Below are 22,751 nucleotides of genomic sequence, written 5' to 3'. Positions count from 1 at the left end.
GGGGAGGGCGCGCCGACCCCTATGTGGGCGACCTGGACACCCTCCTGCTCCGCTCTGCCTTTCGGCTGCGCCGTGCTTTACCCTGGCGGCATGTCCGTTCCCCTAACCATCATCCTCGCCCGAACCCTCACGCTGGACGGTGCCCAGCCCAGCGCCCGACCGGACGCCGAGGCAGTGCTGGTGGGCGGCGGCCGCGTGCTGGCGGTGGGCACACGTGATGAGCTGCTGGCCCTGGCCCCAAAGGCCGACCTGCTCGACCACCGCGACCTGCTGCTCACGCCCGGTCTGGCCGACGCCCACATCCACCTCGTGATGTACGGCGCGTCGCTGGGCGAGGTCAACCTGGCCGGGGCGCGCTCGGTGGCCGAGGTGCAGGCCAGGGTCGCGCAGCGGGTACTGGACACGCCCGCCGGGAGCTGGATTCGCGGCGGCGGTTTTCTGCTCAGCGAACTGGGCCTCACGGACTACCCCTCGGCCGCGCTGCTGGACGAAGTCAGCCCGCACCACCCCGCGGTGCTGTACTCGCGCGACCACCACATGACCTGGGTCAACTCAGCCGCGCTGCGGCTGGCCGGGGTCAGCGAGGCCACGCCCGACCCGCAGGACGGCCGGATCGTGCGTCCCCTGGGCTGTCTGCTGGAGGCGGCCTCCGATCTGGTCGTGGCGCATCTGCCCGAGCCCACCGAAGCGCAGTGGCTGGCCCACGCGAAGGCCGGCGCGGACGACCTCGCGCAGAAAGGCTATGTCAGCGCCCACACCATGGCCTACGAGGAAGCCGGCGCCCCGCGCGCCCTGCAGACGCTGGCGGCGCGGGGCGAGCTGCCCCTGCGGGTGTGGGCCTGTCTGCCCCACGACCGCCTGGAGCACGCCCGCGCATTGGGCCTGCATCTCAGCGTAGCCAGGAATGGGCCCGGCGGCCTGTTCCAGTGGGGCGGCGTGAAGTTCTTCGCCGACGGGGCCCTGGGCAGCCGCACCGCCTGGCTGCACACTCCGGGCTTCGCCGACGGCTCGGGCACCGGCATTCCCCTCGACCCGCCGGAACTGATCGTGGAGCGCGGCCTGGAGGCCATCGCACTGGGCCTGACCCCGGTCACCCACGCCATCGGCGACCGGGCGAACACCGAGGTGCTGGATGCCTACGACCGGCTGCGGGAGGCGGCGCGGGCGCGGAATATCCGCCTGCGGGTGGAGCACGCCCAGCACCTGAGAGCGCAGGACACCCCGCGCTTCCGGGGCCTCACCGCCTCCGTGCAGCCCATCCACCTGCAGGCCGACGGCCCCATGATCCGCAGCCTGCTCCCGCATCTGGAGGCCGGCAGCTACGCCTTCAAGGCGTTGAAGGACGCCGGGGCGATCCTGGCATTCGGCAGCGACGCCCCGATCGCCCCGCCCGATTACCGCGCCAACTTCGCTGCGGCGATCAGCCGGGTGGACGACGGCGGCGAGCGCCTGGCGCCCGCTGAAGCCCTGAGCGAGCTGGACGTGCTCTGGGCCCACACCCGCGGCCCCGCCCTCGCCGCCGGCTGGGACGACGAGGGCGTCATCCGCCCCGGCGCCCGCGCGGCCTTCACCCTCTGGGATCGCCTGGGAGGGAACGCCCGGGCGCTGGTGCTGTAGATGCAATACACACTGAACTGGCCTCCTGCCGGCTTTACCGCTCAACTCTGGTGTGATGAATTGCCAGAACACTATCAAGTAGGTGCTGCGACCATCCCATTCGTTTTTGCAGCTACTGGAGCATGGGAAGCGCGCACTGGTGCGCTCAGTCAATGGTGGCCAGGTAATATCAGACAGTTCGGATTACTGGGCGGCACTTTTACCCCCAATGACAGCGAGCAATTCAGCGTGTTCTTACCCGAACTTGTGGTGGATGACCTCACCGCCTATGAACAACCGTATGAGCGGCTGGGACTGCCTGATGAATACCGATCTTTCTTTATACGGGGTCTGACAGAGCAAGAAGCCCTCCCATCAGGAGAGCTTCAAATCACCGTTGCGGCCCACGATATCGTCGGATCGAGCCAAATGTCGTTTTTATTCGCCGCTCAGGCCTTTTTCAAGTTTATGTCCCTGCCAGACTGGACACTGGAGACCTTGTCAAATCGGAACACTTACGGAGGGCGACGCTAAGCGTTTGGGTTCTACTCGTCGTCCTCGTCCGGCAGGTCGGCGTTCGAGTAGACGTTCTGCACGTCGTCCAGCTCTTCCAGCGCGTCGATCACGGTCAGCAGTTTCCGCACGTCGTCGCCCGACACCGCCACCGTGTTCGTGGCGATCATGGTGATCTGCGCGCTCTCCACCGCGAAACCGCCGCCCACCAGCGCGTCCTGCACGGGGTAGAGGTCGTTCGGGGCGGTGCTGATCTCCAGGCCGTCCTCGGACTCCTGGATGTCCTCGGCGCCGTGTTCGATGGCGAGTTCCTGCACGGTCTCGCTCGCGTCGCGCACCAGCAGCACGCCCTTTTTCTCGAACTGCCACGCCACCGAGCCGGAGTTGCCCAGCGCCCCGCCCCGCTTGTTGAACACGGCCCGGATATCGGCCACCGTGCGGTTCACGTTGTCGGTCAGCGCCTCGATGAAGATGGCCGTGCCGCCGGGGCCGTAGCCCTCGTAGGTCACTTCCTTGAACTCGGCGGCGCCAGCCTCCGCGCCCAGCGCCCGCTTGATGGCGCCCTCGATGTTGTCCACCGGCACGGTGTCGGTCTTGGCCGCCGCGATGGCGTTTTTCAGGCTCAGGTTGCCCGCCGGGTCGCCGCTGCCGCCCGAGCGCACCGCCGCCTGGATGGCGCGGATGTGCTTGCTGTACATGGCGCTGCGCTTCTTGTCGTTGGCGCCCTTCTTCCGTTTGATCTGAGACCACTTGCTATGACCGGCCATGCGTTTACCCCTCTCCTTGCAGGACAAGCGCGCTCACCCGGGGGCGGCGCGTGACGGCCGGCATTCTAGTGCATGAAACAAACCGGGCGTCAGTCCCGGCCCGGGCGGGGCAAGGGGATTTCAGCGAGCAGGAGGGCAGTCACGGCGATCAGACGCCCGGTGTGCCGGGGGCCGGCGGCAGCAGCCGGATCTGGGCGCGCAGGGCGCTGGTGTCCACCTCGTCGGCCGTGATGTCCATGAACACGGTGTCGAAGCGCTCCGCGCCCAGCCGCACGCTGCCCCGGCGCCGGCCCAGTTCGCGGAAGCCCACCTTCTGGTAGGCGCGCACGGCCCGCTCGTTGAAGGTATAGACCCGCAGCATGATGTTGTGCAGCCCCAGGTGGAACATGCCGTAGGCGACCATCAGGTAGGTGGCCTCGCTGCCCAGGCCGCTGCCCCAGCAGTCGGGCCCAGCAGTCGGGCCCAGCAGTCGGGGTCGTGCAGGCTGACGCCCAGCTCCGCCGTGCCCTGCCGGTGGTTGATGTCGCGCAGGTCGGTGCCGCCGATCAGGCGCTCGGTGCTGGCCTCGTAGATGCCAAAACTCACCCCGTCGGGGCGGCTGCGGCTGACCCCCTCGAAGGAGGCCTGCTCGTCTTCCAGGCTGTAGGCCACGCCCGAGCCGCCCAGGTAGGTGCTGAGTTCCAGGTTCTGGAAATAGCCGGCCAGGGCCGGGATGTCCTCGCGGCGCAGGCGCGCCAGGATGACCTGCTCGCCCCGCAGCGCGGGAACCAGTGGATGCGGGCTCATGGCCCGGTGCCAGCGCCGGGGCGCCGGCTGGGCCGTCAGCCGTCCTCGTCGTCCGGTTCGTCCCGGGGATGCAGGTTTGGCTGGAAGCGGGCGTGATCCTCGGTGGGGGTCAGGTTGCCGCGTTCCTCGTTGCTGGGGCCGGTGTCCACGCCGCTGATGACGACTTCAGGCCGCTGCGGGGGCAGGGGGGCTGGACGCTCCAGGTGGGTCATGGGGCCAGCATACGCGGCGGCCGTTCCGGGGCGGGGAAGTGCTCAGGCTGAATGAAGACGGGTTAATACTGGGCCACGCTGCGGTCGCCGATGACCAGCTGGGGCGTGCCGCTGCCCGGCGCCGTGACGCTGGCGTGGCGGCCCACGATGGCCTGCTCCAGCACGCGCTCGGGGTGCAGGATGCGGGCGAAGTCGTCGATCAGGCTGCTCCGCACGGTGGCGCCGTGGATGCGGGCGTGCGCGCCCACGCTGACGTTGGGCCCCAGCGTGGAGCCGCGCACGCTGGCGTGGGGCCCGATCCACAGCGGCCCGATCAGTTCACTGTCCTGCACGGTGGCGCCGACCTCGATGACCACCTCGCCGCGCAGCTCGCTGCTCAGCACCCGGCCGTCCAGGCGGCCGCGCAGCTGCCCCAGGAACTGGGTGTTGGCCACCAGCAGGTCGGCGGGGGTGCCGGCGTCGCTCCAGAAGCCTGGAAACTCGACGGCGCGCACGGTGCCGCCCTGCGCGATGAGGGCGCTCAGGGCTTCCGGGAACTCCAGTTCGCCGCGCTCGCTGGGCAGCAGTTCGGCCACGTGGCGCAGCACCTCCGGCTGGAAGGCGAAGACCCCGCAGGCGGCCAGACGGCTCTCGGGCTGGGCCGGTTTCTCGACCAGCCGCACCAGCCGGCCCCCCTCGACGATCGCCACCCCGTAGGCCTGAGGATTAGGCACCGCCTTGACCCCGATCACGGCGTCCGCGCCCTCCAGCGCCGCCCGAACCGGCATCAGCGAGTCCGCGAAGAGGTTGTCGCCCAGGTAGAGCAGGGTCGGCTGGCCCTCCAGGAAGTCGCGGGCCGCCAGGACGGCGTGCCCGGTGCCCAGCGGCTCGTTCTGGCGGATGAAGTGCAGCTGGCCGCAGTCCTGGGTGGCGTCGCGCAGATCCTGTTCGCTCGATGGGCTCACCACCACGCCGATCTGACAGACCCCGGCGCTGCGCAGCGCCTGCACGGCCCGCACGATGATGGGTACCCCGGCCACCGGCACGGCGTGCTTGGGCCGGGTGGCGCTGACGGGCAGCAGGCGGCTGCCGCGTCCGGCAGCGAGAATCAGGCCATTCATGAGATCGTGTGCACTATAGCGGCCCCGCGCTCCCCTGGATGGGAGAGCCGTGTGGACGGGGGAGACAGCGCCCTGCCGCCCCCGCCCGGGCCGCCCTCAGCGCCGCAGGGCGTCCTCCAGCGCCTCGGCGAAAGCGTCCTCGTCGTCGAGCCAGGGGTAGTGGCCGGCATCGAGCACGCTCACGTCGGCGCCGGCGAGGTCGGCCAGCCACTGCACCTGCTCGGGGTAGGAACTGCGGTCGTGGGCCCCGGCGATCACGAAGACCGGGCGCACGATGTCCTGCAGGAACGGCGGGTACTCGAACTCCCAGAGCCCCTGGTTGACCAGCGCCTCCTGCACCTCGCCGGCGCCGCTGAGCTGCCCCTCGGCGTCCGCGAATTCCAGGTGCATCCGGCTGGGGGCGTCCTTGAAATGCAGCACGTTCAGCAGGTCGCGGGCATTCAGCAGCGAGAACGCCTGCTCGACCCGTGCGCTGCCCACCGGCGGATACTCGCCCTCTGGGGTGCGGGCGCGCACGGCCCCGGCCGGATCGTCCAGGGGCACGCCGCGCCGGGCGCTGGCCTCCGCGAGCAGGGTCAGGGCCAGCCCCGGAAAATGCACCCAGGGGTTGACCACGATCACGCGGGCCGTGCGGGTGGGCCAGCGGCGGGCATATTCCAGCGCGACCAGCGCCCCGAAGCCGTGCCCCAGCGGCACGATCCGTTCGGCGCCCAGAAACTCGCGCACGGCCTCCACGTCGGCCACCAGGGTGTCGAGATCCAGGGTGTCGGCTCCCTGCTCCGTCTCCTCCAGCGGGCCGCTGCGCCCGGCTCCCCTCTGATCGAGGTACACCGCCGGCCCCAGCGCGTCGAGACGCTCGCCAAACAGGGCGCGGAAGGAGTGGCTGTTGTAGCCGGGGCCGCCGTGCAGGTAGACCACGGGCGGGTTCCCGCCGCCGGCGCCTCCCTGAACGGCGCCGCTCGTCTCGAAATACAGGTCGGCGCCGTTGAGGCGTTCCATATAGATCTGCTCGGTATCCGTCAAATCTGCGGAGTCTGCGGATGAGCTAAGGTTCTGGCCGCGACCCTCGGCGGAGTCACCAGGGTCGGCCGAGGACTCGGCGGGGGGAAGGTCGGAGGACATGGCGGCATTCTAGAGAGCGCAGGGGACTCGGGCAGGGGCCGGGGGCCAGAGCAGCCGCTGCGACCCGCCGGGCCGCTCCGAACCCGCCCACAGACGGGTGCCCATCCATCCGGTCGCCATCTTCATGAAGCCTTCATTCTGGAAGCGGTTTGATGTATAACATCGGACGTCAAACCATTCAGCATCGGAGCGATCCACCGGGGGTGTGCGGTTTCGGGTTCCCGGCGTCCACCCGAACACTCTGCACCTGCAGCCCTCCCTCTCCACCGTTCCTATGATGCGCGTCCTGTAATGTGCGCCGCCCGTCTCCCTTCCCCGGCCTCTGGCCTGGATGTCCCGCAGGACACGCTCCACCGACCGACCATCGCCACCGGCCCGCCATACCGGACTCATCCACGGATGTGACATAGTTCGCATTGAGGGGACTTTCTGTGATGCCAGACCAGCCGTTCCGACCCCGAGCCAGCCTGCGCGCCCAACTCCTGACGACCCTGATCGTCCTGAGTCTGCTGGGCGTGGCGCTGCATGGGCTGTCGCTGTGGCTGATCGGCCCGACCTGGCTGGCGGGTGGAGTCGGCCCGGCGTCCCTGCGCTCCATGCTGCTGATGCTGCTCACCAGCGGTCTGGTGGTGGTTGCGCTGGTGTGGTGCCTGGATCACTTCATCCACCGCCGGATCGGCGACCTGAGACGGTTTCTGGAACAGGCGCTGCGGTCCCCCGGGCGGCTGGCCCGGCTGCAGCTGGCCGGACAGGACGACGATCTGGCGCGGGCCGCCACGGCCCTCAACGGCCTGCTGGGGCAGCTCGGACAGGATCAGGAGGCCCACCGCAGCCAGGCCGACGTGATGCGGCTGGTGGTGCAGAGCGGCACGGTCAACGATGTGCTCGGCGCCATCCGGACGATCCTGCAGCGGCGCTACCCCGGCGCCTACGCCGAGCTGTTCCCGGACGCCGACGTCATGCTGCCGGGCGCGACCCGGCCGACCTGGCTGGTGCCGGTTCGCAGCCGGGGGGCCCCGCGGGACGCCCTGCTGCGCCTGACCTTCCCCGACCACCTGCCCCCGGACATCACCACCGAGGCCGCCTGGATGGCCGACCTGCTGGGCGTGGCGGCCGAACAGGAGCGGCTGCGCCAGGAGCTGTCCCAGTACGCCTTCCACGACGAACTCACCGGCCTGCTCAACCGGCGTGGCCTGCTGCGCCACCTGGGCAGCCGGCTGGGCAGTCAGCTGGGCAGTCCGTTGGGGAGCCACCTGGGGAGTCCGCTGGGTCAGGGGCCGCGCCGGGAAGGCTCGCTGGTGGGCCTGCTGCACGTGGATTTCGACCGCTTCAAGCGCCTCAACGACCTGCTGGGCCACGCGGCCGGCGACGAACTGCTGCGCCTGAGCGCCGAGCGCCTGCAGCGCGCGGCCCTGACGGGCGGCCAGGCGGCCCGCCTGGGCAGCGACGAATTCGTGCTGATGATCACCCATCTGAGCGACCGGGCCAGCCTGGAGGTTCACGCCGAGCAGGTCTGCGAGGCGTTGCGGCAGCCGGTGCAGATCCAGGGGCACACCTTCCACCCGGGGGTGAGCGCGGGCCTGAGTGTGGCCCCGGACGACAGCCGGGACGCCGAGACCCTGCTGCGCTACGCGGCCCTGGCCACCGAGCAGGTCAAGCAGCAGTGGCCGGGCCGGGTCATCGCCTACCAGCCGGACATGAACGCCGCCCGGGTCGAGCGCCTGCAGCTGGAACAGGATCTGCGCGACACGCTGTCGCAGGGCGGCCCCTGCCCGGTGTCGGGTCGCCAGACCGGGCTGGGGGTGGCGTACCAGCCGCAGGTCAACCTGCACACCCAGGAGGTCTGCGGCTTCGAGGCCCTGCTGCGCTGGACCCACCCGACGCGCGGCGAGATCTCCCCGGACATCTTCATCGCCATCGCCGAGGAGGCCGGGCTGATCACCCAGCTGGGCCACTGGATGCTCTCCCAGGTGGCGACCCAGATCACCGTCTGGCGCGACTCGGGGGTCTGCATCCCGGTGGCGGTGAACCTCAGCGCGGCGCAGCTGCTGCAGGACGACATCGTCGGACAGATCGAGGCCCTGCTGGAACTCCACGGGCTGCCCCCGCAGGCCCTGATCCTGGAAATCACCGAGAGCCTGCTGATGAGCGGCGCCCCTGATCTCGACGCCTACGGCACGCTGAGCCGGCTCTCCGCCCTGGGCCTCAAGGTGGCGGTCGACGATTTCGGCACGGGCTACTCCAGCCTGAGCTATCTGCACCGGCTGCCCATCCACACCATCAAGGTCGACCGTTCGTTCGTGCGGGAATTGCCCGGCAGTCTGGAGGCGGCCGGGATCGCCGAGACCATCATCCGGCTGGGCAAGCAGCTGAACCTCAAGGTGCTGGCCGAGGGCATCGAGACGCCCGGTCAGGCCCGCATGCTGCGCGACCTGGGCTGCGAGGCCGGCCAGGGCTACCTGTACGCCGCCGCGCTGGACGCTCCCCAGGTGCCGGCTTTCCTGCAGGCCCGCAGAATCGCGCTGCTGCCCTGAACGCGCCGGGTCGTCCGGCGGCTCCGTGCCCGATCCCGGCACAGCCCCGGTTCCGCCGGTCTGGCGGCGCGCTACCCTGCGCCCATGACCCTCCCACCCCCCGCGCCCCAGGGCATCGCCTTCACCCTGGACGGCGTCGACGAACTGGGCTTTACGCGCATCCTGAACGACCTGATGCACGACGCCGCCTTCGGCCGCCCGCTGCAGGTGCAGGCCCAGGAGCCCAGGCCCGGACAGGCCGCCCGCCTCACGCTGGTGTTCGGGGCCGAGGAGCGGCCGCTGGCCCTGAGTGCCATGCAGCGGCTCAAGACCATCCTGCTGCGGCATGGCGTACAGGTCGACTCCATCCACGTGCCCGGCGAGTCCTGAGGCTTCCACCCCCTTTCGGGTTGCCTGGAGGAGGCTGGACGATCGACCGGAGCTGACCAGAGTGTCGGCAATCCGGCAGATTCCGTCCCACACGCCTGGTTCGGCCGCGCCGCCTTTCCCTGGGCAGGCCACCGGGCGTCCCCACCCGCGACCAGGAAGCGGCCCCGCTCCGGCAGCAGGTTAACCAGAAGAACCGAACTCTCATGTCGGATTTCGGCAAATCCCCTCCTGCTGCGCGCGGGCGCCGAAGTCGGCTGTTAAGGGAGCCTAAACCACACTTGCGCGTGCGCCCTCATGCCGGCCCCTACCATGACCCAAAGTTGATGGGCACGTCGGGGAAGCGCCACGGGTACGGCAAAGCACGGTCTGCCGTGCTGCTCCGGCCCTCCAGCGCGAAGGAGACACCAGGGCACTTATGGAGCAACGAATCTTACTCATCGAGGACAATCCAGACATCACGCGCGTCGTTCAGTACGAGCTGGAGCAGGCGGGCTACGCCGTGCTGAGCGCCCCGGACGGCGTGACCGGGCTGACCACGGCGCGCGAGAGCAGCCCTGATCTCGTCATTCTCGACCTGGGCCTGCCCGACCTCGATGGAGCGGAAATCGCCCGTCGTCTGCGGAAGACCAGCGCGGTGCCGATCATCATCCTGACGGCCATGGACGCCGTCGACCGCAAGGTGAATCTGCTGGAGGCGGGGGCCGACGACTACATGACCAAGCCCTTCCACCCCGAGGAACTGGTCGCCCGCGTGAAGGTGCAGCTGCGCCACCAGCAGCACGGCGAGGTCATCTCCATCGGGGCGCTGGAGATCCACCCGCAGAAGCGGCTGTGCCACTACAACGGCCACGAGGTTCGCCTCTCGCCTAAGGAGTTCGACCTGCTCACCTTCCTGGCCCGCCAGCCCGGCCGGGTGTATTCCCGCCAGGAGATCGAACGCGAGGTCTGGAACGGCGAGCTACCGAGCAACTCCAACGTGGTGGACGTGCACATGGCGAACATGCGCGCCAAGCTGCGCGATCTGGACGGCTACGGCATCATCCGCACGGTGCGCGGGATCGGCTACGCGCTGAAGACGCCGTAACACACCTGCTCTGATACGCCGGACGGGAGGGCCTTGCGCGCCTCCCGTCCGTTCTGTATTCACCCGCGCTCAGCGGCGCGGCGTGGACTTGCGGCGGCCGAAGGTGAACCATGCCGCGCCGGCGGCGAGCAGGCCCACGCCCGCGTAGCCCCAGACGTTTGGCCCCTGGGCGGGCGGCGCCACCACCGGTGGATTCGCCGGCACGTCGCTCAGGTCGCCTGAACCCCCAACTTCCGGAGACAACGCTGTGCCGTTCACGGGCCGATTCAGCGCCGCCGCGTCCGTCACGGCGTCCACGGCCATGAAGATCAGCGCGTACTTGAACAGGCTGGAGCCGATGCCGTTGTTGCGGTAGTAGCTCTGGGGATAGGGGTAGTAGCGGCCGTTCTGGAGCTGGTACTGATAGGCGCTGCTCTTCGTGGCGCTGTAGATCAGCGCGTTTCTGGGCACACCGGGCGGCAGCGGAGCACTCCTCCAGGCGCTCAGCTGCGAGGGCGTGACGCGGGACAGGGCCGAGCGGTTTGCGGGGGTATTCCGCACGCTGGCGGTGCTGGGCAGCGCGGCCGAGCGCTGGGCGGCCGAGGGCGCGCGGCTGGAGGAACGCGGCGCGGTGTAGGCGCTGCCGGCCGAGTTGTTCTGCGGCAGCGCCTGGGGCGGGGCCGGGCGGGGGAAGGTGGTTCTGGGCGCCGAGTAGGGGCTGCTGCGCGGCAGGCTCCGGCTGCCACCGAAGCCGCCCCCGCTGCGGCGGGCCGCGTCGGCCAGACCGCCCAGCAGGGCCAGGGACATGAGCATGACGGTGAGGGAACGCTTCATCAGTTCCAGTACGCGCTGCAGGGGGCAAAGGTTGCTGAGAACCGGCCCTGCCGATGATTGTCCGGGCCTTCATCCAACCTTGCAGTATCCGGTCGCCCCAGGGACGCTGCAGGGCCGGGCCCTGTCCTAGACCACCCGCGCGGGCCGGGCGCAGGGCGCGGCTACACTGCCCCTATGCAGCGTCGCGGCGCATCCTTTTATTGGTTCCGGCCCTGCCGGGCCTAGCGTCGCGCCGTTCACGACCCGCCGCCCGGTGAGCCCGACAAGGCCGCCGGGCGCTCTTTCGTTCCTCCCTCCAGGCCCCTCTCTCCCAAAGGACTCTCCCTGCCATGACCCACCCCGATCCGATCATCGAAGCTGGCCGCACCGAGAACCTGAACGTGTCGGGTTTCACGCCGCTGGTCACGCCACGGGCGCTGAAGGCGGCCCATCCCCTGAGCGCGGCCGCCGAGCGCACCGTGCTCGCCGGGCGCCGGGACGCGCAGGACATCCTGCATGGCCGCGACGACCGGCTGCTGGTGGTGGTCGGGCCGTGCTCGATCCACGACCAGGGGCAGGCGCTGGAGTACGCCGCGCGCCTGGCCGGGCTGCGAGCACGGGTGAACGACCGGCTGGAGATCCACATGCGGGTGTACGTGGACAAGCCGCGCACCACGGTGGGCTGGCGCGGCTACCTGCTCGACCCCGACATGAACGGCGCCAACGACATCAACAGGGGTCTGGAGCTGACCCGCAGCCTGATGATCCGGGTCTCCGAACTGGGGCTGCCGGTCGCCACGGAACTGCTCGACCCCTTCGCGCCACAGTACCTTTTCGACGCCGTGGCCTGGGCCTGCCTGGGCGCCCGCACCACCGAGTCCCAAACCCACCGCGTGATGGCCAGCGCCGTCAGCGCTCCGATGGGCTTCAAGAACGGCACCGGCGGCGGCATCCGGCTCGCGGTGGACGCCATCGTGGCCGCCCGCGCGCCGCACGCCTTCTTCACCGTGGACGACGACGGGCAGGCCTGTATCGTGCACACCAAGGGCAATCCCGACGGGCACGTGATCCTGCGCGGCGGCCGGGGCGGCCCGAACGCCGCGCCCCAGTTCGTTAAGGAGGCGGCCGACCTGATGACGGCCGCCGGCCTGACCCCCGCCGTCATGGTGGACTGCTCCCACGCCAATTCCGGGTCGGATCACGCCCGCCAGAGCCTGGTGTGGCGCGACGTGATGCACCAGCGCGCCGCCGGTCAGAGCGCCATCCGGGGGCTGATGATCGAGAGCAACCTGCGGCCCGGCAAGCAGGCCATTCCCGCCGATCTGGGGGCGCTGATCCCCGGCGTGAGCGTGACCGACGCCTGCGTGGGCTGGGACGAGACCGAGGAACTGCTACTGGAGGCCCACGCTGCACTGGGCCGCGAGGCGGTGAGGGGCTAACCCCCCGCGCGCTGAAGGTGCCTGGCTTTGTTGAGGCCCTGAAACGGTGAGAGTGACGGCCAAACCACAGGTCTCGGTTAAGTCGATCCCACAGTCCGCGCCAGTCCAGCCCGGCAGACTGCAGTGATGGCGGGCACACGCAAGGAGCGCAATTTCGGGGGCGGGCGCAGGCCCAGCGAGCGGCCCAGCAAGGTCTGTCCGGTGTGCGGCCTGCCCTTCACCTGGCGCAAGAAGTGGGAGCGCGACTGGGACAACGTCGTGTACTGCTCGGATCGCTGCCGCGCCGCCGCGAAGAAGGGAGGCGCGTGACCCTGGTCACGCCCGCCTACGGTCTGGTGTGCATGACGGTCGGCCCGGAACTGCGCTTCCGGACGGTCACGCTGACCAACTACCGCAAACTGGCGCCTGAGGAGCGACGGGCGAAGCTGCTCGACCTCTACGCGCACAACATCGCCCGCACGCACGCGGCCGCCGCGTACTGCGCGGCGCGCGGCATCCGTCTGTACCGCCTGAGTTCCAGCCTGTTCCCCATGCTCGACCTGGATGACGACCCGACCGGCGAGGAGGTGCTCGGCGAGCTGGCCCCGTCCCTGCGGGCGGCCGGGCAGGCCTTTCAGGACGCCGGGATCCGCGTGCTGATGCACCCGGAGCAGTTCATCGTGCTGAACTCCGACCGGCCCGAGGTGCGCGTGGCGAGCGTGCGCGCCCTGGTCGCCCACGCCCGGGTCATGGACGGCCTGGGCCTGGAACGCAGCCCCTGGAACCTGCTGCTGCTGCACGGCGGCAAGGGGGGCCGCGCCGCCGAACTGGCCGCCGTAATCCCCGACCTGCCGGACGGCGTGCGGCTGCGCCTGGGCCTGGAGAACGACGAACGCGCCTATGGCCCCGCCGACCTGCTGCCGGTCTGCCTGCTGACCGGCGTGCCGATGGTCTTCGACGCCCACCACCACGTCGTCCATGAGGCCCTGCCCGACCAGGAGCATCCCAGCGTGCGCGAGTGGGTGCTGGCGGCCCGCTCCACCTGGCAGCCGCCCGAGTGGCAGATCGTGCACCTCAGCAACGGCATCGACGGCCCCGCTGATCGGCGCCACAGCCACCTGATCACGCATCTGCCCAGCGCCTACGCCGACGTGCCCTGGATCGAGGTCGAGGCCAAGGGCAAGGAGGAGGCCATCGCCGCGCTCACCGGGCGGGTGGAGTGAGCGCTTCCGGCGCGCTAGGCTGCGGGGCGTGAATGTGGTGGTGTTCGACCTGGAAACCACGGGCCTCTCGCCCGAGCGCGACGGCATCGTCGAGATCGGCGCCGTGCGGGTGGTGGACGGCCGGGTCGAGGAAGACCTGAGATACGAGACCCTGGTGCGCCCGACCAACGCGGCCGGCGAGCCCATGATCATCCCCTGGCACGCCGAGCGCGTCCACGGCATCAGCAACGAGATGGTGCGCCGCGCGCCGACCATCGAGCAGGTGCTGCCGGAATTCCTCGACTTCGTGGCCGGCTCGCCGGTCGTGGCCCACAACATCGGCTTCGACGGCGGCTTCATGCGCGAGAACGCCCGCCGCCTGGGTCTGGAATGGAAACCGGCGGCGGAACTCTGCACCGTGCAGCTCTCGCGCCGCGCCTTCCCTAAGGAGCGCGCCCACAACCTGACCGTGCTGGCCGACCGGCTGGGCCTGAATTTCGCGCCCGGCGGCCGTCACCGCTCGTTCGGCGACGTGCAGGTGACGGCCCAGGCCTACCTGAGACTGCTGGAGATGCTGCAGGTGCGGGCCTAGGCGACCCCGCCGCTCTCAGCCGAGACCAGCTCAGTCCAGCACGGAATAGATGACGGGGCGCGGGTCGGTCAACTGAAGCGGCTCAGCCCCCGCGACCGACACCCTCAACGTTCCTTCCAGGGCGAAGGCCGCGTCGAGCAGGGGTCGCGCCGCATGTCCATCGGCCGCTCCCCAGAGGTGCGCCGCGCCGCGCCGCCAGAGCAGCGCGCCCACCGCCTCGCCGGCCCGGTAGGCCATCAGCAGTACGCTCTGGCGGTCGCCTTCCAGCCGGGGCGCGAGGTGCCGGGCCAGGGCCTGCGCCCAGCCGGGCGTGCCGTGGGCGCTCGCCAGCACGGCAGCCCAGGTGCCCAGGTGCAGGCGCGAGACCTGCTCCACGACCACGTCGGAGGGGGCCGGCACCGCAGCAGGAGCCCAGGCACCGACCACCAGCCGCGCCACTTCCCTGGCTCCGGCGAGAGGCCGACCCGAGGCCATCAGCGCCGGCAGTCCCTGGCCCTCGTGCCCGTTCCGCACCGCGTCCAGATCGGGGCCGTCCAGATCAGCACCGGCCAGATCATCGGGCAGAAAGGTCGCGTTCAGCGCCAGCACGTTCACGCCGGGGGTCAGCAGCGTCACGGCGCCGCCCTGCCCGCGTTGCAGGGTCGAGAGGGGCGCATGGAACTCCACGAGTTCGTGCAGGTGCGCGGGCAGCATGGGCCGAGGCTAGAGCATGGCCGGGGCGGGAGCGTGGCGGTTCAGCCGGAATGCGCCCGACTCCCGGACGCTGGAGACATCGCCGCATGTTCGTCCATCGCCCGGCATCCCGCCTGGTTTCCCCTCTGTTCCGCAGCGCTGCGGGCCCTGTTGCCCGGATCGAATCCCAGACCGACCGGTTGGGGCGGCGTCCGGATAAGCATGGACTGACCGTGCCCACATCCCGCTCCCGGGCCCCTGTGCTCCGATGACCCTATGTCCGATGAGCGAACGAACGAGCCCGTGCCGCGCCCGCCGGCCCACGAATCCCCGGCCATCCGGCGCCCCCTGCCGACCTGGCTGCGCCTGACCCTGAGTGGTCTGGCGGGCGCCGTCACCGTGACGCTGCTCAACGAGGGCGTGCGCCGCGCCCTGCCCCACGCGCCCCGCATGGACGTGATTGGGGAGCGCGGCCTGAGCAAGACCCTGCGCGCAACGGGGGTACAGCCTCCACGCGGCGAGGCCCTGTACCTCTCCACGATGGCCGCCGATCTGGCCAGCAATTCGCTGTATTACGCGCTGGTCGGCCTGGGTGGGCAGCGCCTGGGTGGGGACGGGGGGGCGCTGGGCCGGGGCGCCGCACTCGGGCTGGCGGCGGGGCTGGGCGGCGCCTTCCTGCCGCCCAGGCTGGGGCTGGGGCATCAGCCGGGCGAGACGTCCATGACGCGCGGCCTGACGGTGGCGTGGTACACGCTGGGAGGCGTGGCGGCCGGGGCCGTGTACCGGACGCTGGGCGCCCGGAGCGGCACCGACCTGAACGGGTAGCCTGCCTCGGCACTCGCCCACCGCCCCGGCCCGATCAGCGCAGCCGGCGCAGCGTGCAGGTGGAACCGTCGGCCGAGGGGCCGGCGGCCCGGCGCAGCGCCGTCAGGGCGTTGATGCCGGGCTGGGTCGACCGGAGAGTCCCCAGCTTCTTCCTGAGGGCGGCCATCGCCTGATCGAGCTGGCCCGGCGGGATCAGCAGCTTCAGGCCGCTGCGCTGCGGCGGGCGCAGCGTCCCGAAGGCGCAGACCCGCAACTTGCCCTGGTTCGCGGCGCTCACGGTCAGGTCCGCCACCATCAGGGAGCCATCCGTGGTGCTGAGCACCGTCAGGGTGTTGTACTTCCGCTGCCCGGCCACCAGACCGAAGCCGCGCTCCGTGCCCGCCGACTGTTCCACGCTCACGACTGTGAAGGTGGTGCCGCCCGGCTGGCCTGGGGTGGCCGCTCCTCCACTGCCCATCCCTCCGCTGCCCGCCGAGCGGAACAGCAGTGTCCACTGACTGCCCAGCGAGAAGGGCGACGCTTCTGCAGCGTGGGCGGTGGGAGTCAGCAGGAGAACCGCCAGACAGAAGCCTCTGATCATTCCCTGCAAGGTAGGGGATTCCAGGGCCGGAATGTGCGGAAGATCCGATATGACCCGGGAACCTGTCCATCCAGCCTCACGAGCCTGGGAGGTTCAGCCGGATCATCCAGCGCGTGGGGTCGGATGAACCGTGCAGCCAGACCGCTCATGCAGCCAGAGAAAGGCGTCAGGCGAGCCGCTGAGGGTGCGCTCGCCTGACGGCCGTGTGGGGTGGATGGGTGGCGTGGGTTCAGAGGGGGCGCTGCTGCTCGGCCCGGCGGCTCAGTTCCAGCGGCCGCCGCGCTGCTGACGGGTTTCGGGCTCCGGCGCGGCGTACAGTTCCTCGGCGCGCGAGAGCTTTTTGCGCCCGTACAGGCCTTCCAGAATGAACTCGGCGGCCGACACGCGCACGGCGTCGTCGGGGCTGGCGGCGACCTCGGCGGCCAGTTCGGTCAGCCCCGGCACCTCCTTCGTGGCCTTCATCGCGGCGCCCGCATCCCCGCCCTGCGGGAAGCGGAAGACGTTGCCGGACTCGAACCACTTCTCCAGTTCCTTGGTGTCGGCGCTGCCCAGCAGGCGGCCGTACACGGCACCGGCGGCCTTGCGGATCACGTCCTTGGCGACGGAGTCGGCACCCTTCAGTTCGCCCTCGTATTCCAGCTCCATCTTGCCGGTGATCGCGGGCAGGCCGGCGTACACGTCGCTCACGCGCACCACGGCGCCGCCCTCGCCCACCAGCGAGCGGCGCTCGGCGTTGGCGGCGGCCACCTCCAGCAGCGAGATCGGCAACCTCTGCGAGACGCCGCTCTGCTTGTCCACGCGGCCATCCTCGCGGGCCTGGAAGGCGATTTCCTCGATCAGCTCGGAGATGAAGGGCGGCACCACGATGTGCTCGGCGCGCACGGACTCCTGCGCGGTGATGTCCATGCCCAGCCGCACGTCGGTGGGGTAGTGCGTGCGGATCTCGCTGCCGATGCGATCCTTGAGCGGCGTGACGATCTTGCCGCGCGCCGTGTAGTCCTCGGGGTTGGCCGAGAAGACCAGCATGACGTCCAGCTCCAGGCGGATCGGGTAGCCCTTGATCTGCACATCGCCTTCCTGAAGGATGTTGAACAGCGCGACCTGCACCTTGGGCGCCAGGTCGGCCAGCTCGTTCACGGCGAAGATGCCCCGGTTGGCGCGCGGCAGCAGTCCGAAGTGCATGCTTCTGGTGTCACCCAGGCTGGTGCCGAGGCGCGCGGCCTTGATGGGATCGACGTCGCCGATCAGGTCGGCCACGGTCACGTCGGGCGTGGCGAGCTTCTCCACATAGCGGTCGGCACGCGGCAGCCAGCGGATCGGCAGTTCCAGGCCGTGCGCCTCGAGCAGGTGGCGGCCCTCGGCGCCGATGGGATTCAGCACGTCGTCGGGCATGTCCACGCCGTCGATGACGGGCACCACGTCGTCCAGCAGCCCGGTGATGGCGCGCAGGATGCGGCTCTTGGCCTGGCCGCGCAGGCCCAGCAGGATGAAGTTCTGCCGCGCCAGCAGCGCGTTGACCAGCTGCGGGATCACGGTGTCGTCGTAACCGACCACGCCGGGGAAGAGTTCCTCGCCGGCCCGGAGTTTACGGGTCAGGTTCTCGCGCACCTCGTCCTGCACCAGACGGATGTGGCCGTCGAAGGGCGTGCGCCCAGCGTACTCGGGCGTCTGAAGCAGTTCAGCGAGTGTCCGGGCCCTGGTCTGTGTTGCAGTCGCAGTCATGATGGGCGGAACGTAGCACGCACCCGTGGGCGGGAATGTGCGACCGGTGGCGGAATCGGCGGGGAGTCCACACACAGGGGGAGGCGGCCGGGCCAGGACGTCCGGCACAGGCCACACGGGATCTGTCGCTTCGCTGGAAGGAAGGGACAGCCCCCCGCCAGGGTCAGCCCGAGGTGCTGGCGCTGTTGGCCGCCGAGGCCGAATCCTGCTCGTCCTCCAGCGCCTTGTAGGCGCAGACCGCCGCCAGGGCCGCGACCTCCACGGGCACGCCGCCCAGCTCCAGGTTCACGTCCTTGCCCTCGACCACGCCGCCGATCCGCCCGTGCAGCCGGTCACCCTGCACGCTCAGGCTCACGTCCTTGCCGTCCAGCCGCCCGGAGAAGCGGCCCTCCACGCGGTTGCCCCGGAGGGTCAGGTGCAGGTCGTCGCCGTCGATCCGCCCGCCCAGGCGCACGTCCACCCTCTCCGGCGTCACGTCGCCGTCGGCGTCGAAACCGGCGAAGGTGCCGCCGATGCGGCCGTCCACGTCGCCGGAGCCCACCTTCAGGTGGATGTCCTTGCCCTCGAAGCGCCCGCCGATGCGGCCGTGTAGCTCCTGGCCGTCCCAGTCGGCGTGCAGGTCGTAGCCCTGGGTCACTCCACCGATTCGTCCGTGAAGGGTGCTCATGGGGTCATGGTGACATGCCAGAACCAGGGATGGCCCTCAGCGGATCTGCAGCTGGACGTCGTAGCGCGCCTGCCGCACGCCGCCCTGGTCGCGCCCCAGCTCGGGCCGGGGCATCAGCGCCAGCGTGCCCTCACGTTCCCGGTTTCCCTGCCGGAATTTGAAGCGCGTGATCTGCTCGCTGTTCAGCGTCGTGAAGCCGGTCGCCGCCCAGCCCTGCGGCTTCAGGGCACCGACATAGTGGCTGCGGATCTGCTCGGCGCTCAGGGTGGTGTACACCGTGGCGTAGGTCGAGTACTCGTCCCGGCCGTAGGAACTGCCGCTGGACTGCACATCGGCCCCCGCCGGGGCGGCCAGCAGCGGCAGCCTCAGGCCCTGGTCGAGCATGTCTTTCAGGGGATCGGTGTAGGTCGCCGTCCGCTCGGGTGAATAGAAGTTGGCCCGTGTGGGATCGTTGCCGCTGTTGGCCGGGCAGCCGCTGTCGAAGCCGGCGTAGACCGAATAGCGGTAGGTGACCTGGGCGCTCCCTGTCCTCGCTCCGGGCTGGCTCATCACGGTCAGCGAGCCGGGCACGCCGGGCTTGCACTGCGGATAGAAGGTCTCACCCGCCCCCGGGCTGGACTGAAACACGTCGCGGTTGGGCTGACTGTACTGGTCGATCCAGCCGGCCCGGCGCAGGGTATCTAGAGCCATCTTCTGGGCGGCCGCCGGGGCCAGGGAGGTTCGCAGCACGACCAGGGTCGACTGGGGCTGGGTCACCGAGCCCACCACCTCGCGGTTCGCCAGGCTCGCCACCGGAAACACCAGGCCAGGGGCGAGCACGCCGGGCCGGAACTGGTCGCCGCTGGAGACCCCGGCGCTGGCGAGCAGCAGATCCCGTTCGGCGGGGCTCAGTTTCGAGAACAGGTCGGCGGTGGGCGTCTGCAGGGCTGCCGCCAGCGGGGCCGCTCCATACAGACCGAGGACGAGCAGGAGGGAAAGGCGGCGCACGGGTTTCGGCATGCCTCAGGCTACGCGGCCCGCCGGCCAGAGGTGACCGCAGATGCCGCCAGCGCCACACCCGCCACGCAGACCCCCAGCCCGGCCAGCGACAGCGGGCTCAGGCGCTCGCCGTAGAGCAGGAAGGACTCCAGCACGGCCAGCGGCGGCACCAGATAGAAGAGGCTGCCCACCCGCGCCGCCGGCAGGTCGCGGATCAGCACCATCAGCAGCAGGATGGCGCCGACCGAGAGCACGAGCACCAGCCAGGTCAGCGAGAACAGGAATTCAGGCGTCCAGCGGATCTCGCCCCCGCCACGCGCCAGGGTCACGAGCCCCAGCGCTCCGGCGCTCGCCACGTACTGCGCCGCCGTGCCGCCCAGCAGCGGCATCTCGGCCCCCGTGCGGCGCTGATACAGGGTGCCGGCCGTGGTGCACAGCAGGGCCACCAGGGCGGCCAGCAGCGCACCTGGGCTGTACGCGCCCCCGCCCGCCTGGCGCCCGCCCACGACCAGCAGCACGCCGGCAAAACCCAGCCCCAGGCCGGCCCACTGCCGCGCCGTGACCCGTTCGCCCAGCACCGGCCACGACAGCAGCCCGGTGAGCAGCGGCTGGATACCGACCAGCACGGCGGTCACCCCGGCCGGCAGCCCCAGCCAGATGGCGGTGGTCACGCCGCCCAGGTAGCCCGCGTGCAGCAGCAGGCCCGTCACGGCGGCGTGGCCCGCCTGGGCGCGCGTGGGCCAGGGGGCGCGGAACGCGGCGCTCAGGGCCAGCATCAGTCCGGCCGCCAACGCGAAGCGCACGCTCAGGTACGCGAAGGGGTCGGCGTTGTGGGCCGCGCCCTTGGTGGCGATAAAACCCGTGCTCCACAGCAGGACAAACAGCAGCGGGGCGGCCGTGAGCAGGGCGGGCTTCAGGCGGGGCACAGCGCAGGTTAGGGCATGGGGCAGGTTAGGGCATGGGGCAGGCTGAAGCAGGGCGCCGTCGCAGGGCGCAGACGGGTCGGGGCCGGTCGGCGGAGGCGGGTCAGCCCGGCCATTCCCGGGCGCAGAGCACCAGCCGGTAGCCGTCCGGATCGGCCAGGGTCACGCCCCAGCGTTCCCAGTAGGGATTCAGGGCCGGAACGCGCCGCCCGCCCTGCCTTTCCAGCTGGGCCACCAGCCCGTCGGAGGGCGGACGGCCCAGGTACAGAACCAGCAGGTCTTCCCCTGTAGGAGTGGGCGTGACCCCATGCCTGAGCGGCCGCGTGAGTTCGAGGTGCCACGCCGCGCCGGGGAGGCCCACCATCAGCAGGGCCGCGAAGGCGTCGTCGGTACTGCGGTACAGGACATGCAGACCCAGGCCACCAGCATAGAAGCGCTCGGCGGCGTCCAGATCCAGGCTAGGACGGGCGATGCGTACAGCGGTGGTGGTGTCCAGCGCTGGCCTCACCGGGGCTCCAGATCGGTGTGGCGAAGGAACCGTGTGCCCTGGCCATCCGCGAAGCTCAGTTCAAACGGCGTGGGCACCGCCGGCCGCCCCACCGGAAACCAGCCCCGCCCCTCCCGCACCACGATCAGCATGCCGTCGTGGCCGCCAACTGCGGTGAACGTCTCGCTCTGGCCGTTGAACGCGTGCAGGCCGAAGCGCTGGCCCAGACCCACGACCGCCTGCGGCACGTCGGGCACGACCACGCCCAGTTCGCTGATGTGCGGCAGGCTCCGCGGGCCGAAGGGGCCCGACCCGTCATGCGGCTGGTCGTGGCGGGCGATGAATTCCAGGATGTTGCCCGGCGGATCGTCGAAATAGAGGTTCGTGGTATTCCACGAGTCGGTCGGCCCGAACACCGTGCGGCCCTGCGGGTCGGCCAGCAGGGGCACGCGCGCCCGTAGCCAGTCTTCCGCCTGCGCGAGCAGCGTGCGGGGGATATCGAAGGCGATGTGGGAGAAGCCGTCCGCCCCGTCGCCTTGCTCGAAGATCAGGCGCGAGGTGCCGATGTGGACGCTCAGGGAATTCGTCTCGCCGATCTCAACGGGCAGGCCCAGAACCTGGCCGTAGAAGGTGCGCTGGGCGGCCAGGTTCCGGGTGGGCAGGGTCAGGCTCCGAATCTTCATGGGGACTCCGGTGGGGGAGAGCGGGCGAGGGTCACGGAACACGGGAAAGTGGGGTGCGGGGAAAGAGGACGGGAGGCAAAATAGGAAGGTGCGTCATGCCCTACCCTAGAACCTCAAGTAAGCTTGAGGTCAAGCCCCACGCCGGCTCATCTGGAGGTGCCGCCCATCCCTGACCCCGCCCTGACCCCGGCCCAGCTCTCGGCGCGCAGCGGCCTGAGCGTGCCCACCCTGCACTACTACGAGCGCGAGGGCCTGATCGTCAGTGCCCGCACCTCCGGCAACCAGCGGCGCTACGCCCGCGAGACCCTGCGCCGGCTGGCCTTCATCCGCGCGGCCGTGCGGGTCGGCGTGCCGCTGGCCGAAATCCGGGAGGCGCTCTCGACCCTGCCCGGCGAGCGCACGCCGACCGCCGCCGACTGGGTCCGGCTGTCGGGTTCCTGGCGCGCGGAACTCGACGCCCGGATCGCCACGCTCCAGAGGCTGCGCGACGACCTGAGCGGCTGCATCTCCTGCGGCTGCCTGTCGCTGGGTCGCTGCGCGCTGTTCAACCCGGACGACCAGTACGCCCAGAGCCATCCGGCCGGCACGACCCTGCTGGACGGTGGGGGAGGATGATCATCAGGGCCGCCACTCCTGCGGACGCCGAGTGCATCGCGCTTCAGCGGTACCCGGACGAGGCGGATGCCGCCGCACGGCCGGCCTACGCCGCCTGGGTCGCCGGGGCCATCCAGCGTGGCCTGTACGCCGGTTTCCTGGCGCTGGACGGGGATAGAGGTGCCGAGCAGATCGTCGCCGGAGCGGGGCTGACCCTGCTGGAGTGGGGGCCGTCGCGCGGCGACCCGCAGCCGTGGCGGGCGCGGATCGTGAATGTCTGGACGCACCCGGACTGGCGGCGACGGGGGCTGGCCCAGGGGCTCGTGACCCGCTGCCTGGACTCGGCCCGGCAGCGTGGCGTGGGCCGCGTCAGCCTGGGCACCAGCGCCCAGGCGCGGGGCCTGTACGGGCGGCTGGGCTTCCAGGCCAGCGCGGCGGAAATGTGGCTGGCCCTGCCCGCCCAGGACGGCACCTGACCGAAATCTGACAGAGGGCTGAAGCCGGCGTGACGAAGCTGACCCAGACTGCAGGCT

27 protein-coding genes are annotated in these 22,751 nt (G+C 70.6%); 12 read left to right on the top strand and 15 right to left on the bottom strand.

Features of this window, described 5'->3' with window-relative positions:
* Positions 1–90 precede the first annotated feature (90 nt).
* Together CVO96_RS01805 and CVO96_RS20680 are read left to right on the top strand one after the other, a co-directional pair.
* Positions 91–1,617: an amidohydrolase gene (locus tag CVO96_RS01805; RefSeq protein ID WP_103309664.1), complete on the top strand. Its 1,527-nt coding sequence runs from the start codon at positions 91–93 to the stop codon at positions 1,615–1,617.
* Positions 1,618–2,130: a hypothetical protein gene (locus CVO96_RS20680; protein WP_133161724.1), complete on the top strand. Its 513-nt coding sequence runs from the start codon at positions 1,618–1,620 to the stop codon at positions 2,128–2,130. It abuts the gene before it with no gap.
* Positions 2,131–2,141: 11 nt separating this feature from the next.
* Here the strand turns inward: CVO96_RS20680 and CVO96_RS01800 are convergent, their stop codons facing one another.
* The 6 genes from CVO96_RS01800 to CVO96_RS01785 form a co-directional block, all read right to left on the bottom strand.
* The gene (locus tag CVO96_RS01800; protein WP_103309661.1) at positions 2,142–2,876 is read right to left on the bottom strand and encodes a YebC/PmpR family DNA-binding transcriptional regulator; all 735 of its coding nucleotides are present in this window, start codon (positions 2,874–2,876) and stop codon (positions 2,142–2,144) included.
* Between the two features lie 148 nt (positions 2,877–3,024).
* Positions 3,025–3,282, bottom strand: coding sequence for a GNAT family N-acetyltransferase (locus CVO96_RS21545; protein WP_341476183.1), 258 nt, complete (start codon positions 3,280–3,282; stop codon positions 3,025–3,027).
* On the bottom strand, positions 3,279–3,662 hold the full coding sequence (locus CVO96_RS21540; protein ID WP_279326985.1) for a GNAT family N-acetyltransferase: 384 nt from the start codon (positions 3,660–3,662) through the stop codon (positions 3,279–3,281). The genes CVO96_RS21545 and CVO96_RS21540 overlap by 4 nt, the downstream gene beginning before the upstream one ends.
* Before the next feature lie 35 nt (positions 3,663–3,697).
* Positions 3,698–3,874, bottom strand: coding sequence for a hypothetical protein (locus tag CVO96_RS20960; protein WP_165795171.1), 177 nt, complete (start codon positions 3,872–3,874; stop codon positions 3,698–3,700).
* Between the two features lie 62 nt (positions 3,875–3,936).
* Positions 3,937–4,974, bottom strand: a complete 1,038-nt coding sequence (locus CVO96_RS01790) for a sugar phosphate nucleotidyltransferase (protein WP_103309659.1) — start codon at positions 4,972–4,974, stop codon at positions 3,937–3,939.
* A 96-nt stretch (positions 4,975–5,070) separates the two neighbouring features.
* Positions 5,071–5,973, bottom strand: coding sequence for an alpha/beta fold hydrolase (locus CVO96_RS01785; RefSeq protein WP_103313238.1), 903 nt, complete (start codon positions 5,971–5,973; stop codon positions 5,071–5,073).
* Between the two features lie 557 nt (positions 5,974–6,530).
* Here CVO96_RS01785 and CVO96_RS01780 point away from each other — a divergent pair.
* From CVO96_RS01780 to CVO96_RS01770, 3 genes are all read left to right on the top strand, one after another.
* Positions 6,531–8,630, top strand: coding sequence for a putative bifunctional diguanylate cyclase/phosphodiesterase (locus CVO96_RS01780; protein ID WP_103309656.1), 2,100 nt, complete (start codon positions 6,531–6,533; stop codon positions 8,628–8,630).
* Between the two features lie 84 nt (positions 8,631–8,714).
* Positions 8,715–8,999: a hypothetical protein gene (locus tag CVO96_RS01775; RefSeq protein WP_103309654.1), complete on the top strand. Its 285-nt coding sequence runs from the start codon at positions 8,715–8,717 to the stop codon at positions 8,997–8,999.
* 415 nt (positions 9,000–9,414) lie between these two features.
* Positions 9,415–10,083: a response regulator transcription factor gene (locus CVO96_RS01770; RefSeq protein ID WP_103309652.1), complete on the top strand. Its 669-nt coding sequence runs from the start codon at positions 9,415–9,417 to the stop codon at positions 10,081–10,083.
* A 69-nt stretch (positions 10,084–10,152) separates the two neighbouring features.
* Here the strand turns inward: CVO96_RS01770 and CVO96_RS01765 are convergent, their stop codons facing one another.
* Positions 10,153–10,896, bottom strand: a complete 744-nt coding sequence (locus tag CVO96_RS01765; RefSeq protein WP_103309650.1) for a hypothetical protein — start codon at positions 10,894–10,896, stop codon at positions 10,153–10,155.
* A 329-nt stretch (positions 10,897–11,225) separates the two neighbouring features.
* Here CVO96_RS01765 and CVO96_RS01760 point away from each other — a divergent pair, with 329 nt between their 5' ends.
* The 4 genes from CVO96_RS01760 to CVO96_RS01745 all read left to right on the top strand — a co-directional run bounded on the left by CVO96_RS01760 (position 11,226) and on the right by CVO96_RS01745 (position 14,087).
* Positions 11,226–12,314 (top strand): 3-deoxy-7-phosphoheptulonate synthase, encoded by a 1,089-nt coding sequence (locus CVO96_RS01760; RefSeq protein ID WP_103309648.1) that lies wholly within the window; start codon positions 11,226–11,228, stop codon positions 12,312–12,314.
* 126 nt (positions 12,315–12,440) lie between these two features.
* Positions 12,441–12,623: a DUF2256 domain-containing protein gene (locus CVO96_RS21360; protein WP_103309646.1), complete on the top strand. Its 183-nt coding sequence runs from the start codon at positions 12,441–12,443 to the stop codon at positions 12,621–12,623.
* Positions 12,620–13,516, top strand: a complete 897-nt coding sequence (gene uvsE, locus CVO96_RS01750; protein ID WP_423739352.1) for a UV DNA damage repair endonuclease UvsE — start codon at positions 12,620–12,622, stop codon at positions 13,514–13,516. Before CVO96_RS21360 ends, uvsE begins: the two co-directional genes overlap by 4 nt.
* 28 nt (positions 13,517–13,544) lie before the next feature.
* Complete coding sequence (locus CVO96_RS01745; RefSeq protein ID WP_103309642.1) at positions 13,545–14,087, top strand: 3'-5' exonuclease; 543 nt, start codon at positions 13,545–13,547, stop codon at positions 14,085–14,087.
* A 30-nt stretch (positions 14,088–14,117) separates the two neighbouring features.
* Here CVO96_RS01745 and CVO96_RS01740 read toward each other — a convergent pair whose 3' ends face one another.
* On the bottom strand, positions 14,118–14,780 hold the full coding sequence (locus tag CVO96_RS01740) for a hypothetical protein (RefSeq protein WP_103309640.1): 663 nt from the start codon (positions 14,778–14,780) through the stop codon (positions 14,118–14,120).
* Positions 14,781–15,035: 255 nt separating this feature from the next.
* Between CVO96_RS01740 and CVO96_RS01735 the strand changes: the two genes are divergently transcribed.
* A complete protein-coding gene (locus CVO96_RS01735) occupies positions 15,036–15,584 on the top strand; it encodes a hypothetical protein (RefSeq protein ID WP_103309638.1) in 549 nt (182 codons plus the stop codon).
* A gap of 34 nt (positions 15,585–15,618) precedes the next feature.
* Here CVO96_RS01735 and CVO96_RS01730 read toward each other — a convergent pair whose 3' ends face one another.
* The 7 genes from CVO96_RS01730 to CVO96_RS01700 form a co-directional block, all read right to left on the bottom strand.
* Entirely contained in the window at positions 15,619–16,164 is a 546-nt protein-coding gene (locus CVO96_RS01730; RefSeq protein ID WP_103309636.1) for a hypothetical protein, read from the bottom strand.
* 261 nt (positions 16,165–16,425) lie between these two features.
* Positions 16,426–17,886 carry a sigma 54-interacting transcriptional regulator gene (locus CVO96_RS01725; protein WP_103309634.1) on the bottom strand — a complete coding sequence of 487 codons (1,461 nt, stop codon included), beginning with the start codon at positions 17,884–17,886 and terminating at the stop codon, positions 16,426–16,428.
* 163 nt (positions 17,887–18,049) lie between these two features.
* Positions 18,050–18,553 carry a hypothetical protein gene (locus CVO96_RS01720; RefSeq protein ID WP_103309632.1) on the bottom strand — a complete coding sequence of 168 codons (504 nt, stop codon included), beginning with the start codon at positions 18,551–18,553 and terminating at the stop codon, positions 18,050–18,052.
* Positions 18,554–18,589: 36 nt separating this feature from the next.
* Positions 18,590–19,552, bottom strand: a complete 963-nt coding sequence (locus tag CVO96_RS01715; protein WP_103309630.1) for a hypothetical protein — start codon at positions 19,550–19,552, stop codon at positions 18,590–18,592.
* Positions 19,553–19,560: 8 nt separating this feature from the next.
* Positions 19,561–20,457 carry a DMT family transporter gene (locus tag CVO96_RS01710; protein ID WP_103309628.1) on the bottom strand — a complete coding sequence of 299 codons (897 nt, stop codon included), beginning with the start codon at positions 20,455–20,457 and terminating at the stop codon, positions 19,561–19,563.
* A gap of 100 nt (positions 20,458–20,557) precedes the next feature.
* Positions 20,558–20,962, bottom strand: a complete 405-nt coding sequence (locus tag CVO96_RS01705) for a VOC family protein (protein ID WP_103309626.1) — start codon at positions 20,960–20,962, stop codon at positions 20,558–20,560.
* Complete coding sequence (locus CVO96_RS01700) at positions 20,959–21,624, bottom strand: VOC family protein (RefSeq protein WP_243398120.1); 666 nt, start codon at positions 21,622–21,624, stop codon at positions 20,959–20,961. The genes CVO96_RS01705 and CVO96_RS01700 overlap by 4 nt, the downstream gene beginning before the upstream one ends.
* A 123-nt stretch (positions 21,625–21,747) precedes the next feature.
* On the opposite strand from CVO96_RS01700, the gene soxR reads away from it, so the two are divergent.
* Positions 21,748–22,239 carry a redox-sensitive transcriptional activator SoxR gene (gene soxR, locus CVO96_RS01695; RefSeq protein ID WP_243398119.1) on the top strand — a complete coding sequence of 164 codons (492 nt, stop codon included), beginning with the start codon at positions 21,748–21,750 and terminating at the stop codon, positions 22,237–22,239.
* A complete protein-coding gene (locus tag CVO96_RS01690) occupies positions 22,236–22,694 on the top strand; it encodes a GNAT family N-acetyltransferase (protein ID WP_103309620.1) in 459 nt (152 codons plus the stop codon). Before soxR ends, CVO96_RS01690 begins: the two co-directional genes overlap by 4 nt.
* Positions 22,695–22,751 lie beyond the last annotated feature (57 nt).

Source organism: Deinococcus koreensis (assembly GCF_002901445.1).
Classification (GTDB): domain Bacteria; phylum Deinococcota; class Deinococci; order Deinococcales; family Deinococcaceae; genus Deinococcus; species Deinococcus koreensis.
Note: the sequence above shows the minus strand (reverse complement) of the source record. Positions and strands in the feature narration are given on the sequence as shown.

Bases quoted from the DNA above. Each gene is read 5' to 3' on its own strand.
- CVO96_RS01785 (WP_103313238.1), bottom strand. From the start codon at position 5,973: ATGGAACGCCTCAACGGCGCCGACCTGTATTTCGAGACGAGCGGCGCC.
- CVO96_RS01715 (WP_103309630.1), bottom strand. From the start codon at position 19,552: ATGCCGAAACCCGTGCGCCGCCTTTCCCTCCTGCTCGTCCTCGGTCTG.
- CVO96_RS01780 (WP_103309656.1), top strand. From the start codon at position 6,531: ATGCCAGACCAGCCGTTCCGACCCCGAGCCAGCCTGCGCGCCCAACTC.
- CVO96_RS01690 (WP_103309620.1), top strand. From the start codon at position 22,236: ATGATCATCAGGGCCGCCACTCCTGCGGACGCCGAGTGCATCGCGCTT.
- CVO96_RS01720 (WP_103309632.1), bottom strand. From the start codon at position 18,553: ATGAGCACCCTTCACGGACGAATCGGTGGAGTGACCCAGGGCTACGAC.
- CVO96_RS01760 (WP_103309648.1), top strand. From the start codon at position 11,226: ATGACCCACCCCGATCCGATCATCGAAGCTGGCCGCACCGAGAACCTG.
- CVO96_RS01800 (WP_103309661.1), bottom strand. From the start codon at position 2,876: ATGGCCGGTCATAGCAAGTGGTCTCAGATCAAACGGAAGAAGGGCGCC.
- CVO96_RS01790 (WP_103309659.1), bottom strand. From the start codon at position 4,974: ATGAATGGCCTGATTCTCGCTGCCGGACGCGGCAGCCGCCTGCTGCCC.
- CVO96_RS01730 (WP_103309636.1), bottom strand. From the start codon at position 16,164: ATGATCAGAGGCTTCTGTCTGGCGGTTCTCCTGCTGACTCCCACCGCC.
- CVO96_RS21360 (WP_103309646.1), top strand. From the start codon at position 12,441: ATGGCGGGCACACGCAAGGAGCGCAATTTCGGGGGCGGGCGCAGGCCC.
- CVO96_RS01775 (WP_103309654.1), top strand. From the start codon at position 8,715: ATGACCCTCCCACCCCCCGCGCCCCAGGGCATCGCCTTCACCCTGGAC.
- CVO96_RS01735 (WP_103309638.1), top strand. From the start codon at position 15,036: ATGTCCGATGAGCGAACGAACGAGCCCGTGCCGCGCCCGCCGGCCCAC.
- CVO96_RS01765 (WP_103309650.1), bottom strand. From the start codon at position 10,896: ATGAAGCGTTCCCTCACCGTCATGCTCATGTCCCTGGCCCTGCTGGGC.
- CVO96_RS20680 (WP_133161724.1), top strand. From the start codon at position 1,618: ATGCAATACACACTGAACTGGCCTCCTGCCGGCTTTACCGCTCAACTC.
- CVO96_RS20960 (WP_165795171.1), bottom strand. From the start codon at position 3,874: ATGACCCACCTGGAGCGTCCAGCCCCCCTGCCCCCGCAGCGGCCTGAA.
- CVO96_RS01805 (WP_103309664.1), top strand. From the start codon at position 91: ATGTCCGTTCCCCTAACCATCATCCTCGCCCGAACCCTCACGCTGGAC.
- CVO96_RS01725 (WP_103309634.1), bottom strand. From the start codon at position 17,886: ATGACTGCGACTGCAACACAGACCAGGGCCCGGACACTCGCTGAACTG.
- CVO96_RS01770 (WP_103309652.1), top strand. From the start codon at position 9,415: ATGGAGCAACGAATCTTACTCATCGAGGACAATCCAGACATCACGCGC.
- CVO96_RS21540 (WP_279326985.1), bottom strand. From the start codon at position 3,662: ATGAGCCCGCATCCACTGGTTCCCGCGCTGCGGGGCGAGCAGGTCATC.
- CVO96_RS01740 (WP_103309640.1), bottom strand. From the start codon at position 14,780: ATGCTGCCCGCGCACCTGCACGAACTCGTGGAGTTCCATGCGCCCCTC.
- CVO96_RS01700 (WP_243398120.1), bottom strand. From the start codon at position 21,624: ATGAAGATTCGGAGCCTGACCCTGCCCACCCGGAACCTGGCCGCCCAG.